We start from the raw sequence: 12,877 nt of genomic DNA, 5'->3' as shown, positions 1-12,877 counted from the left end.
TGTTCATAAGGATACTTTCTGAACCTACCGAATAAATGGTGGCATTGAGCGGACAGTTACGGCTGTCCGCTTTTGTTTTGCCTAAATTACAAGCCTTAGCTCACCATTCCCATCGGCAATAAATTCATAATCAGGTTCTGAAATATCATTTTCCTTAGTGACATCATCGAGTATTCCAATATCACGATAGTAAATCCAGACGCATTGCTCAGCTGTTCTTGAATACCTTTCAGCCTTTTCACCCACTACAATTTTACCTATAAAGAGGTGTAATAACTCTGCAGTCAATTCTGTGATGTCTATATATCGTTTTGCTTTCTCAATAAACAATTCGACATTCGTGAGTGAATTTTTCAGCTTTTCCATTTTTTCTTCTGTTTTTGGTATGTTGTTTCTCAGAATTTTTTGCTCATCTGTATACTCTGAAGACAACATTCGGAAGTGTTCATCTGGGATTCTTCTAAGGACATTATCCTCATAAAGTCGTTTGAATAGGATTGTAAGCTCTGTGTCTCTCCGCTTCATATTGTCAAGGTCACGCTGAAGTCTTGTAAGCTCCTTCCGTGTTTCGAAAGAATTTCTTTGATTGATATGTTCTGCAAACAGCTTTTCTTGTTGTCTTGCAAAATGAGTCACTCGTTTCAAATCATCCAAGATGATTGCAGTTAGCTGACTTTCCCTAATATAATGCGAAGTACATTCTTCTTTGCCACGCTTTTTATAGGTGGAGCACATGAAATTGTTTTTAGTAGATTCCATCGTATGAGCTCGATGTAGCACTAAAGTACCACCGCAATCTTCGCAAAATACCAGTCCAGAAAACATATTTGGCGTATCCATTTTCTTTGGTGGACGTTTTTTATGCTTTCGAATACTTTGAACGATATCCCACAGTTCTTGAGTGATTAACGGTTCATGGGTATTCTTAAAAACTAGCCATTCAGATTCAGGTCTTACAATTTGTCTTTTGTTTTTGTAAGAAACAGTCGTGTGCTTCATATTAACGGTATGACCAATGTAGGTGATATCTTCTAAAATATTGGCAATGGTGTTGCCACTCCAATTATACGGTCTTGTGGTATCAAGGTTTGTCAGGGCAACTCCATTATGCTTGTAGTAATAGTTTGAAGGGGTTAAAATCTGATCCTCTTTCAGTTTCCTTGCAATTTGCTTTGGACCTCTACCCTCAGAACACAGCTTGAAAATGTAGCGAACCACTTCAGCACTTTCAAAATCTTGAACAATCAGTTTGGGATTGTCAGGACTTTTTACATAACCATAAGGTGGCTTTGTTGCAACTCTTTCACCACGTTCTGCTTGTGCTTTCTTAACAGCTCGGATTTTCTTACTGCAATCTTTCGCATAGAAATCGTTGAACAGATTGCGAAAGGGCGCAAAATCATTGTCTCCATACAGGGTATCAACAGCATCGTTAATAGCGATAAATCGTACTTTATAGTTTGGAAACACAATCTCCATGAGCTGCCCTGTTTGAAGATAATCACGCCCAAGTCTGCTCATATCCTTTACAATAAGGGTTTCAACTTGTCCATTTTCAATAAGAGACATAATTTCATTCCAAGCGGGTCTGTTAAAGTTTGTTCCTGAATAACCGTCATCGTATAGGAATTTTAAATTCTCAAATGCTTTATCTTCTGCATATGCGGTTAGTATTAATCGCTGATTTTGAATGCTGTTGGATTCCCCCTCACGCTCATCCTCTTGACTCAGCCTTCCATAAAGTATGGTGTATTTTTCTTTGTCTGCCATTTGTAAATCCTCCTTTTCTCTTATGGCAAACTGAATACGGTACCACATATGATACCGCAAACGTTGCCACAAAGCTATTGAAATCAAGCCTTTTTTAATGATTCTTCAAGGGTATTATCAATTAGGGTTAATAATTTTTCTGTAGGCGTGGACTGCTTCACCGTAGGAAAAACAGAACAAACTCTAAAAGTTCGACCTTCAATATCCATATATCTCTCTACAACATGCTGACTTCCATCGTTTAAAATAGCTGTATCGTCAAAGGTTCTATGGTATGTTCCTTCGGTGTCATTCTTCCAAACAACTTCAGCTGTTTCATATGCTCCGAGGATTTTAGTTTCTAGATAGTGCTGTGCTTCAGTTCTTTTATTCATTCGATTCCTCCTCCAAATCCAGTCCCATTTGGTATTTGACGGCATCTTCCATATTGATTTTTCCACGGTTTCTTTTGACTTCTGAAACGCATCTACCTCGAAGTTTTCGTAAATCTTCATCACTAATTTCAAGCCCTGCAGCAAGAATATTCATCATCATACTCATTTCAACAGACAGACGAAAGAGGTTAGCAGATTGCCGATTCTCAGTCATCTTAAGCGTTCCATCAATGGCATCCAGTAGAATTTTAGAAAGATAAGTGGTGCTATTTTGACTGGCTAAATAGCCAATATAAAAATCAACCGCCTTATAAATAAATTCAGATTTGTTTTTCATGTTGTTTGGATCACAAAGTAGTTCCATGTTTTTAATCATAGATGGCGGTAGCCATGCGTTCACACGCTCTTTGTTTTCATATTTCTGTGTACTCATATAAATCTCTCCTTTTTATTAACGTCACCTTGCACAGCACCTAGTAAATGGCGTATCTGTGGGTTTTGAGTCTAGTTACAGCACTGACAACGTCCAAAATGCTTATTTACAGCACTATTTTGATATTACTGGGTTTTCTCTTAGAAGCTCCAATTGGTGGGGTTTTCATCGGTCGGCATTGCCGTCCGATGTGATCGCAAGGGGCGTTTACAGCACCATGCTTTATCCTGCTAATTTTTAATACTCATTTTTAGTGGTGGTGAGTTGGCAGTTTCAAATAACGCCATTGTGCCATTTCTCATTTCTGCCGTTTTTCCGGCTCACAAATGCCCCGAATTTCGATTATAATCGGCATCAGGCATTGTGATGCCAACGGCTCTAGAAATATTCCACACAGGGGCAAATAATCGTTGTTATGATTTTTTTCTCTGAATAGGATTAGCTACTACTCACTTCCACAGGGTCATAAGGGTCATTATCGGGAGCACCTATCGAAGTCCCCTGATTATCGACACTATCGTCCCTAATGATAGAGAGCGAGATAATGCGTTTGCCATTACTCTTTTTGAAATCCGCATAGATACAGCGTTTGCGAAGTTCTTCAAGGTTCAGTCTGATGTGTTTTGACAAAAGCCTTGAAGAAATTTGATCACTGCTTTGAACAGATAGCAGGGTCGATAACTCTGTTGGCGATCCCGTATAGCTTTCTTTGTCTTTCATAAAATCAGAAATGAGAAGGACAATGCCATGGAGCAGCATATCTTTATTTTTAAAGCTGTCAGATACCACTTCCCAAATGTTTTCTTCATTTCGTTTCAGACAAATTTCTCTGTACTCAATATCTCTACCCACGCAATACAGCTTCGCCTGACCACTACCGCGAACATCTTCAGAAAGAATAAAATTAGAATCTACTGCACCTTGAATCCCAGTCGTACCAGAGATTCGATTGAACGGATCGATGTCATTTTCTTTTCTCAGATGATGAATGAGCAGTATGGCGATTTCAAGTTCATCTGCGATGTTTTTTAGAACAGATAATTCACTGTAGTCACTGGCATAGCTGTTATCAGTAGAAGATCCACGAATCATTTGAAGGGTATCGATGATAATCAAAACACAGTTTGGATGCTCTTCCACAAAAGTTCTGATCCGTTCTTCTAATTCACCGCCTAATGTTGCTTGCTCTGTACAGAAGTTAACCGCAGCAGATGCTTCATCTGTTATTTCAAACAGACGATTTTGAATTCGGATTTGACTGTCCTCAAAGCAAAGATAGAGAGTGTCACCTTGTTTTACTTTATTGCCCCAAATGTCTTCACCTTTAGAGACGACAACAGCAAGCCATAGGGCTAACCAACTTTTTCCCACCTTTGGTGAGCCTGCAAGAATGTGAAGACCTTTTGATAAAAGATTTTCAATGATAAAATCTAATGGCTGAAGTGGCATGGTCATTAACGTTTGACCATCGATGGTATTGAATCGTTTTTTCATTTTGGTAATTCCTCCTTGATTTTTGATTTGTTTTTTCTGAAGTTGAGAGAAGCTCTTACTGTATAGGCAGTAAGAAAGACATTTTGACAACCAGACTAGAAAAAGTATCTCTACTTATTTCCACGACGAAATGTGTGGTTGGATAAAAAATAATTTTGCCCCTCACTACTAAAGGCAAAAATTCGGCTACCATACAAAAATTTTCTTCTCATATACTTCCACGATGAGAAGGTATGTTGTACGGAATGAATTTTCCTCTCACTTACTTCCACGATGAAATGGATGTCCTACAAAAAATATTCATCATTTTCCATGACAAATCGTAGTATTGTGAACCAGAAAATTTATGCCCTCACTTATTTCCACGATGGGAAGCAATGTTGAGCGGAAAAAATGCAAAAAAAAGATACCCTCATATACTTCCACGTTGAGAAGGGCATCTGTACACCTCATAAATATTATTTTCAGTTAAAAAATTAATCACCCATGTCTATAAAAGATCATACTTCACTACCTTTATTATATTCCGTTTTCTGATTTGGGTTGGTTTCTCTACGGTTTATTTCAATAAATTGTATCGCTATAATCGATACTTCAAACAGAAAATTTCCAGTTATTGTTGAATCTTCTTGTTAAAAACCTCTCACAGGAGTAAAATTGATATAACAATGTTGTTGATGTTGTTATTCCTTTGGGAGGTAAGAAAATGCCAACTGTGAATGAATTATTAGATAAAGCAAAGGCTGAAGTATCAAATCTGTTATCTGGTGAAGTATTCCTATTAAGGGATCTGTTCAAAGGGTATGAATGGAACCGGATTTCAAGAAGTGATCGTTTACTCCTTGGCACCTTATTTCTCAACTATATAAAGACAGATGATATAGGGGTTGTTCCGATTGAAAAGACTTCATCGGGGCAGCAGAGATATGTTTGCGTTTGATTTAAAGTCAATACTTTTATCAATGCAAAACAGACTCATCATACTTGAGAAAAAGGGGTGTCGATGTGGGTTTTTTCGATTTTTTTAAGAGAAAAAAGGCTGTGGTAGAAGCAAAAAATGAAGCTGATACCACATATGATATAGAGACAGGAATTAGAACCGGACAGAAGTTATTTGCTCAAAATGGAGAGATGGTGACAGTCTGCGCGATTAAGGAAAAGACAATAATTGTTGAATATAAATTTAAGAAGCATGAACGTGATAAGTCTGTCCTCGGCAAAACCTTGTTTGTTTCAAATCCATTAGAAAACAAGGCTGTACAACAGCAGACACAAATAGAGGAACAAAATCGTCAAGAACAGATGCAACTAAAACAGCAACAAGATATTGAGCGTATACGGCTAGAACAAATCGAGTTTGAGAGGAAACAAGAAGCCGAGCGTAAACGGCAAGAACAAATAGTAATCCAAAGGAAACAAGAAGAGGAACGTAAGCAACAAGAGCGATTGGAGCTTCAAAGGAAACAAGAAGAGGATAGAAAGCGGCAACAGCAGATAGAAATCCAAAGAAAAAAGGAAGCAGAGCGTAGATTACAGGAAAAAATTGAATTAGAAAAAAAGCGAGAAGAAGAGCAGCAGAAACAAGAAAAACTACGGTTTGAAAAAATCAAGGAGATTGAAATATCCGGGGGATTTAAAAAGAACGAGACACCTCTCTATCATGACATATACGGGGAAGGTGTATTTGTTGAGTTTGATTCATCTAAGAACTATATACATGTAAGTTTTAATAGCGAAGCAAAGACTACTGTCTTCGCATATCCAGATGCGATTGGCAAACATCTGTTTATACAAAAAACGGACAAACTTTTAAAGCGAGAAGAGTTCTTAAGAAATCCCAACAATGCACACGAGGATATTGAAGAACAACAGTATTTTGTTAGAGTAAGTGAAATCGCTGATAAGAATCTGAAAAGTGCAAAAGATGAAGAGCAACTCATAAAGTATGGATTCAATGATTTTTCCGATAGCTATGATTCATCGATTTATCAGCAGCATCAAGTTGCAATGAGAGAGTTAGATTTATGGCGAGAGATTAGAAATAATCCGTATTTTGCTAGGGTTGATCACGGCCAGAATTTGAAGTTTTATATTGGTAAGAATGCAATTGATAACCTGGTTGTAGATTGGAGAGACAAAATCTGCAATCTGTATTATCAGTATAATATCTATATTGGGAATGAAGAGCGAAACCTTTCGCTAGTACGGGATTTTGAGATTGTTTCAGGTATTTATTGTGGATTCGTTGATAAATACTCTAAAAAAGGAAACTATGGCAATAGAGATATTGAAGATAACGTGATTTCTGATGAATTCCTGTTAAAAGTCATTAGTGCTAACAGAGGAGATAAGAAGACCCACGATATTATTCAAACAATACAAAGAAATCAGTATGAAATAATTACCTACAACGAGTTGAAAAGTATGCTTGTTTTGGGGTGCGCTGGTTCTGGAAAGACAATGATCATGCTGCATCGCCTTTCGTATATGGTGTTTAATAATCAAGATCTTGATATTAAGAGCATCTATATAATTTCTCCGACAAGGTTGTTGAACTTGGAAAACGATGAGCTGTCGCGTGCGTTAAAGATTAATTCAGCGAATAGGCTGGCAATTGGGTTATTCAATGCTAGTTTGATAAGACAGTACTACAATCAAAACGATGTCTGTACTGATTTAGATTTCCGAAAAATCACATCGAACACATTTGTTAATGCTGATTTAATTAAACTTGTTTACAGTGACAGTTTCATAAAAACGTTTAAGAGAGACATCACTGCAATTGTATTATCTAGTAGTGAAAAACGAGAGAAGTTCTTGGAACTAGAAGAGGCGAGATTGCTAGATGAATATAGGTCAGTTTGTGAAGACGGTGTAGTGTTAGGTAGTATTTCGGATGCATATGAGAAGAACGCATTATTGAATAGTATATATGAGGATGTAAAAAAGACAGTTGCAAATTTACCTATGAACAATGCTACGAAAAAATTGCAAAGCATTAATGATTCTCTAAAAGCAAATGCAAATGACAAAACATTGAAAGGCAAAAAAGACATACTAGAACATTTGATTAAAAACTGGACATTATCTGAAAAAACAGTCTATAAACAAAAAAATGGGATTAATACAGATGAAGTATCTATCGCGGATAATATATTTAGTGATGTATTTAGAGCTTTTTACCACAACGACAGAAATCAAGACATCTTAAACAGATTCCCACATCTTGGCATTCGTTATGGCACTGCACTGCAATTATTGAACAAGTATAAAGAAGTTGTAGAGAAAATAAACCGATTTGAAAGGTTTGTTAATAGGCGCAGCAATGATTACCTACCTGAAGTTATCCAGCAAATGATTGTTGAGATAAAGAAAGATAATCAAATCGATTGCAACTTGACTTATGAATTTGAAGTGTTTCTGCATTTGGTTGGATGCAATGCAATTTTCAATAGCCTACATGATAAACGTACACAACTATTTGTTGATGAGTTTCAGGACTATGCATATACTGAAATATCACTATATAAGCAGGTGTTTCCTAGTGCAATATTCGATCTATTTGGTGACATAAAGCAAAGTATCAATCCAAAGGGAATGAATGAAGATCAAGTTAAGCAAATTGTGGACAACCATTGGGTGACTTTTGGTATTAATGAAAATTACCGAAACGCACATCAGATAACAGAGTTTATAAACTCAGAATTTTCCATTGATATGATGCCAATTGGAATTGATGGTTCTGTAAAACACTGCGATATAAGTAAGTTAAGTTCTGAGATTAAGCTTAACGGCACTGACAGAATCGCGTTTATCATCAAAGACATTGCATTGTATGAGAGTATAGAATCAAAATATCTTCTTGATGACAATGAAAAAGTTAATGTGATTAGTGATGACGAGTGTGAAGTAAGAAGAGGATTCTTAAATGTCATCCCAATAAACCTAGCTAAAGGACTAGAATTTGAAACAGTTTATGCATTGCCACATCAGATGACTCAAAACGAAAAATATGTAGCGTATACGAGAGCATTAAACGAATTGTATGTAGTTGCTATTGAATAAAAAATCACAGAGACGTTTATTGGACATCTATTGAAGCATAATTTGTGTTAAAGGATCACAAAAACAAATGGTGGTGTTTCCTGTTTCGTATGATTAGTGAGCGGGAACTCAAATAAATCTATTCAAACATAGCAATATTTGATTTAAGGGGGATATCATGAGTAACGAATTCATAATTGAAAGGAATTATTATTTAAAAAGAAATACTACTGGATATTATCATCAGCTCTATACGGGATTTAGGCAACCGGGTAACCCCGATTTTCTGAACACCTTGAAAAACACCTTCGATTCAGAGCCACATAGAAATTTAGTTGAAGCAAGGGACAAGGTTATAGGAATCTTGATAGAGGATATTCCGGAAATTTTAACAGACAGTTGTTGGTCAAATTGCATGCTTGTTGGAGTGCCAAGAGCTAAGTCTTTGAAATCATACTTGAATTCACAGCTAATGTTAAGAGAAGCAATAAGAATTGCTGCTAATAATATTCATGGCGTAATTGATGGAACGGATTGTATTAAACGAGTAGTAAATACTCGTACAACCCATCTGCGTACTGCAACTGGAATTCCAAATGATGGTGATGAACCATATCCAGGCATCACGGTTGATACTTGTCAAATAGACAAAAGTAGAATAATGAATCAGAACATTATTCTTATCGATGACATTTATACGAGAAATGTTAATATAGATGAAGATTGTATCCAAGCATTACTTGATAATGGTGCGAATAAAGTAATATTTTATTCAATTGGGTACACGAGGAGGATCTAATGAAGTATTCAGATATTGCATTAAGGGTACTTGCCGCAAAAGAGTGTGGGATAGTGAAAACAAATGCACAATTTTGGGCGAACTATGCAGATAGAGAACAGTTTAATAAGGAAGTATTGAGTGATGAAAGAGTTATTAAGGCATCCAAAAAAATGTCAAGTGAACTTGATTCAATAGATAGTGAAGAAGGAATCGTTTGTGCTTACGACGATGAGTTTCCATTTATTAACCGAAAGGTTAAAAATAATGGAGACAAACCATATTTGTTATTTTATAAAGGCGATTTAACATTGCTATGTGATTTAAATAAGAATGTTGCTGTTATTGGCCTGACAGATCCTGATGAGGACATTATTAAAAGAGAGACTGACATTGTAAGAAGACTGGTCAAAAATGATCTTATAATAGTTAGTGGATTAGCAATCGGTTGTGATACAATTGCCCATAAGACTAGCGTGGAGACAAATGGAAAGACAATTGCGATTCTGCCCTCCCAGTTAAGTAAAGTGTACCCCGCTGAAAATAGGGATTTCGCAGAATCGATTGTTAAAAAAGGAGGGCTGTTAATTTCAGAATACTATAAAGAGGCTTCATCAAAACATGAAGCTATAAATCGATTTATTGAAAGAGATAGACTACAAGCAATGTTTTCAAAAGCCATTATTTTGATAGCGAGCTATAGAAAAGGTGAAGGAGATAGTGGTTCACGTCATGCAATGGATGCTGCAAGGAAGTATGAAGTAGACCGTTATGCAATGTATAATAGCAAGACTGATGAAGACAATAAAAAGTTTGCTCTAAACAAAGATTTTGTAAATAGCAAAGGTGCGGATCAAGTAAAGATTCTGATACCGAGTTCGATTGAGCAAATCAAATCGTTAGTAAATCCAAATTTATTGTCTGATGCGGAACCATATATTTTTGAACAGTTGACACTACTATGAGAATAACGAAGAGATATATATTTGATCTTGATAATACACTGGTATATACAGATTTATTAAACAATGATTCTTACAATTACGCTTTGAAAAAACTAGGGTTTGCAACAATTAGTGATTGTAAAAGGATAACTCGAGATGTTATTTTAAGCAGATATCCGGAACTTAATAACTTTCAAAAAAATAAAATCATTGAATTGAAGCAAAAGTACTTCTTGAATAACTTGAAGAATACGTCGCCAAATACATCTGTAATTCAAGTTTTGGAAGATCAAAATGTTGAACTCTGTATTCTATGGACAAGTGCTGATGAGACTAGAGTATTTGCAATTCTAGAGCACTACAAAATTTACAATCGATTTAAGAAAGTGTTATTCAGCAGTAAACTTGAAGTGGTTAAGGATATCGAGAAAATTTGCGAAATACTTGAATGCGGATTTGAACACCTGATTTTTTACGAAGATAATCAGAGAGTAATTCAAGATTTGCATCAGTTAAACCTGAATGTAATATCTGTATAATGTGGACAACACCAATCCTATGAGTTGCCCAAATATAATGCTCCCCTCTGTCAAGACACGAATTTTTAGAAATAAGTTAAGCTCCTTTCGTGTTTGATCTATGCGACTTGAACTCTGCATTTCGGCAGATAGAAGTCCGAAGGGGTGTTTCCTCCCAAAGAGGAATGTGGCCGATAGTCGTTGTATTTAAGAATGTATTCATTGAGCATTGCTCGGATTTCCCTTGGAGTTTCGTACTCATTTATATAAATTCGGTCATATTTCAAAGTCCGGAAAAATCGTTCCGTTCTCACATTGTCCAGACACTGCCCTTTGCCATCCATCGAAACCTTGATTTCATTGGATTCCAATAGATTGATGTAATCCGGATTCGTAAAATGACCGCCTTGGTCGCTGTTGATGATTTCGGGTTTGCCGTTTGAGATAGCCCTCTTTAAACAGGCCAGCACAAAAGACTTGTCCAGGGTGCTGGATAGCTCATAATCCACAATGTATCGGCTGTACCAGTCAATGATGACAAACAGGTATAAAAATCCCTTGTTCAGTCGGATATAGGTAATATCCACGCCCCAAACCTGGTTCGGGCGGGTAATGGGAAGCTTTCTCAACAGATACGGCCGAACATACTGTTGATGATACCGCTTGCTGAGATTGGGCTTTGGATAGATGGCATAGATGCCCATGTCCTTCATGATCCGCCGGACACGCTTCTTGTTGATATGGATATTGGGATTCCGATTCAGAATCGTCGTGATCGTCCGGTAGCCATAGGTCGGCTCATCTGTGTGGATTTCGTCAATCAGACGCATAAGATGAAGCTCCTCGTCGGATACAAGACGGAGCTTGGGTCTTCGGTAAAGACTGCTGCGGTTGACTTCCAACAAATCCGCTTGCCGGCTGATGCTGATATGTCCATCACTGGGATCAACGCATTTTTTTCTTCCATCCAGGTCCGAGCAGTTCGTCAGATTTTTTTTTCAGCCAGTCCACCTCATAGGTCAACTGGCCCACTTTGCGCTCAAGATCCGCGACATGCTTCTGCTCGGCTTCGAGTTTCTTTTCGGCTTCGGAAGGGCCTTTCTTAAAGACTTCTGAAGCTCGCTCGACAAACTCCTGCTTCCAGCGGCTGACCATGACGGGATGAACGCCGTATTTGGTGGCTATTTCGTTTACCGTGGCCTCCTCCCGGAGAACCTCCAGAACGACCTGGCTTTTAAATTCGGGTGAGTAATGATTTCGCTTTTCCATGCTCTCAGTATAACTTATTTTTCGGACTTTGTGTCTCACCCTATGGGAGCATTATAAAATTGTATATTATTGACAAAATATATTAATCAAATGGTATCTTAATTATGGTTTTAAGCCACAATAATCACTTGATTATTATAGTAAGAGAGGCGCTATCCACTGTCGTGATAGCGCCTCTCTTACTTTTACCGTATTCAGTTTACCTTTGACCCTCAGTTCACAAGTTGTCCTTATGACCACTTGCATTTTGGTCGTGGGAGTTTTTTTGTGAGTTAGTGAGATGAAAAACCTTAACAGGGTACCGTTTTAGGTGGCTTAATTGAACCAGTAAATTGTTACACTGGTTAATCTCCATATTTGGGAGGATGCTCTTGGCCAGTGGGGAGAAGGGGGACGTGATCGAAATATGTTATGTTAACTGTCCCCCATTGAGCCACCTAAAACGGTACCCTGTTAAGTTCAAACACGAAATTAGAGGGTCGAGTGAGGTTATTACTGAGACGGTAGATCGGGTGAATTTGTCTTCTGAAGAAATTGCAAAAGCGGTTGAGGAAATTGCCCAAGGTGCAACGTCTCAAGTTAATGATGCCAGTAAAAGTTTGGGCCATACCAGGGAGTTGGCCATGCGAATTAATGATCTGACACTTAAGTCTCATAGCATTGGCGAGATTGTTGACACCATCAATTCAATAGCCGAACAAACGAATTTGCTGGCACTGAATGCAGCCATTGAAGCGGCGCGTGCTGGTGAGCATGGAAAAGGATTTGCTGTGGTTGCGGATGAGGTTCGAAAGTTGGCTGAACAAAGTGGCAATGCGGCTGAAGAGATTCGAAACATAATAGGTGAGATTATTGCCGTTATTGGGACGACAGAGTCTTCTATGAAGGATACCAACCATGTGCTTGAAGAGACCAATACGTCTCTTGAGGCGACTGTTGAATCTTATGAATTAATTCGAAATGTCGTCTCTAAGGTGATTGAAAACATTGAAAAGACCAACGTTTCTGTAATGGAGATTGATTCGGATAAAGACCTTGTTTTACAATCTATTGAAAATATATCCAATGTGTCTGAAGAATCTGCTGCTGGGACAGAAGAAATTTCGTCTACAGTATACCAGCAAGCAGAGTCTATCAACCATGTTGTAGAATCCATAGAAGGTTTGAACAGTGTTATAAAGGTACTAAATGAGAAGATTGATCGGTTTAAACTTTAATAGGATGTATCGTGTGCATTTAAAAACCTCCGGAGA

11 protein-coding genes are annotated in these 12,877 nt (G+C 37.5%); 6 read left to right on the top strand and 5 right to left on the bottom strand.

Going from position 1 to position 12,877, the window contains the following annotated elements; genetic code table 11:
* Positions 1–81: 81 nt before the first annotated feature.
* From JOC49_RS01885 to JOC49_RS01870, 4 genes are all read right to left on the bottom strand, one after another.
* The gene (locus JOC49_RS01885; protein ID WP_204661632.1) at positions 82–1,770 is read right to left on the bottom strand and encodes a recombinase family protein; all 1,689 of its coding nucleotides are present in this window, start codon (positions 1,768–1,770) and stop codon (positions 82–84) included.
* An 83-nt stretch (positions 1,771–1,853) separates the two neighbouring features.
* Positions 1,854–2,144, bottom strand: a complete 291-nt coding sequence (locus JOC49_RS01880) for a hypothetical protein (RefSeq protein WP_204661630.1) — start codon at positions 2,142–2,144, stop codon at positions 1,854–1,856.
* Entirely contained in the window at positions 2,137–2,577 is a 441-nt protein-coding gene (locus JOC49_RS01875; RefSeq protein WP_204661628.1) for a hypothetical protein, read from the bottom strand. Before JOC49_RS01875 ends, JOC49_RS01880 begins: the two co-directional genes overlap by 8 nt.
* 438 nt (positions 2,578–3,015) lie before the next feature.
* Positions 3,016–4,071, bottom strand: a complete 1,056-nt coding sequence (locus JOC49_RS01870; RefSeq protein ID WP_204661626.1) for an AAA family ATPase — start codon at positions 4,069–4,071, stop codon at positions 3,016–3,018.
* Between the two features lie 706 nt (positions 4,072–4,777).
* On the opposite strand from JOC49_RS01870, the gene JOC49_RS01865 reads away from it, so the two are divergent.
* From JOC49_RS01865 to JOC49_RS01845, 5 genes are all read left to right on the top strand, one after another.
* Complete coding sequence (locus JOC49_RS01865) at positions 4,778–5,011, top strand: single-stranded DNA-binding protein (RefSeq protein WP_204661624.1); 234 nt, start codon at positions 4,778–4,780, stop codon at positions 5,009–5,011.
* Positions 5,012–5,076: 65 nt separating this feature from the next.
* Positions 5,077–8,136, top strand: a complete 3,060-nt coding sequence (locus JOC49_RS13175) for a UvrD-helicase domain-containing protein (protein ID WP_204661622.1) — start codon at positions 5,077–5,079, stop codon at positions 8,134–8,136.
* A gap of 157 nt (positions 8,137–8,293) precedes the next feature.
* Positions 8,294–8,914, top strand: a complete 621-nt coding sequence (locus JOC49_RS01855; RefSeq protein WP_204661620.1) for a hypothetical protein — start codon at positions 8,294–8,296, stop codon at positions 8,912–8,914.
* Entirely contained in the window at positions 8,914–9,858 is a 945-nt protein-coding gene (locus JOC49_RS01850; RefSeq protein WP_204661619.1) for a DNA-processing protein DprA, read from the top strand. Before JOC49_RS01855 ends, JOC49_RS01850 begins: the two co-directional genes overlap by 1 nt.
* Positions 9,855–10,376, top strand: coding sequence for an HAD family hydrolase (locus JOC49_RS01845; RefSeq protein WP_204661617.1), 522 nt, complete (start codon positions 9,855–9,857; stop codon positions 10,374–10,376). Before JOC49_RS01850 ends, JOC49_RS01845 begins: the two co-directional genes overlap by 4 nt.
* Before the next feature lie 98 nt (positions 10,377–10,474).
* Here JOC49_RS01845 and JOC49_RS01840 read toward each other — a convergent pair.
* A protein-coding gene (locus JOC49_RS01840) for an IS3 family transposase (RefSeq protein ID WP_204661615.1) occupies positions 10,475–11,624 on the bottom strand; the annotation gives its coding sequence in 2 pieces (ribosomal slippage) (positions 10,475–11,354 and positions 11,353–11,624; 1,152 coding nt in all).
* Positions 11,625–12,019: 395 nt separating this feature from the next.
* Between JOC49_RS01840 and JOC49_RS01835 the strand changes: the two genes are divergently transcribed.
* Entirely contained in the window at positions 12,020–12,841 is an 822-nt protein-coding gene (locus tag JOC49_RS01835) for a methyl-accepting chemotaxis protein (protein ID WP_341534641.1), read from the top strand.
* The last annotated feature ends 36 nt before the right edge of the window (positions 12,842–12,877 follow it).

Origin of the sequence: Fusibacter tunisiensis (genome assembly GCF_016908355.1) — a bacterium.
Classification (GTDB): Bacteria; Bacillota; Clostridia; order Peptostreptococcales; family Acidaminobacteraceae; genus Fusibacter_D; species Fusibacter_D tunisiensis.
The sequence above is the reverse complement of the archived record's forward strand: the minus strand, read 5'-3'. Positions and strand labels throughout refer to the sequence as shown.

Bases quoted from the DNA above. Each gene is read 5' to 3' on its own strand.
- JOC49_RS01885 (WP_204661632.1), bottom strand. From the start codon at position 1,770: ATGGCAGACAAAGAAAAATACACCATACTTTATGGAAGGCTGAGTCAA.
- JOC49_RS01880 (WP_204661630.1), bottom strand. From the start codon at position 2,144: ATGAATAAAAGAACTGAAGCACAGCACTATCTAGAAACTAAAATCCTC.
- JOC49_RS01875 (WP_204661628.1), bottom strand. From the start codon at position 2,577: ATGAGTACACAGAAATATGAAAACAAAGAGCGTGTGAACGCATGGCTA.
- JOC49_RS01870 (WP_204661626.1), bottom strand. From the start codon at position 4,071: ATGAAAAAACGATTCAATACCATCGATGGTCAAACGTTAATGACCATG.
- JOC49_RS01865 (WP_204661624.1), top strand. From the start codon at position 4,778: ATGCCAACTGTGAATGAATTATTAGATAAAGCAAAGGCTGAAGTATCA.
- JOC49_RS01855 (WP_204661620.1), top strand. From the start codon at position 8,294: ATGAGTAACGAATTCATAATTGAAAGGAATTATTATTTAAAAAGAAAT.
- JOC49_RS01850 (WP_204661619.1), top strand. From the start codon at position 8,914: ATGAAGTATTCAGATATTGCATTAAGGGTACTTGCCGCAAAAGAGTGT.
- JOC49_RS01845 (WP_204661617.1), top strand. From the start codon at position 9,855: ATGAGAATAACGAAGAGATATATATTTGATCTTGATAATACACTGGTA.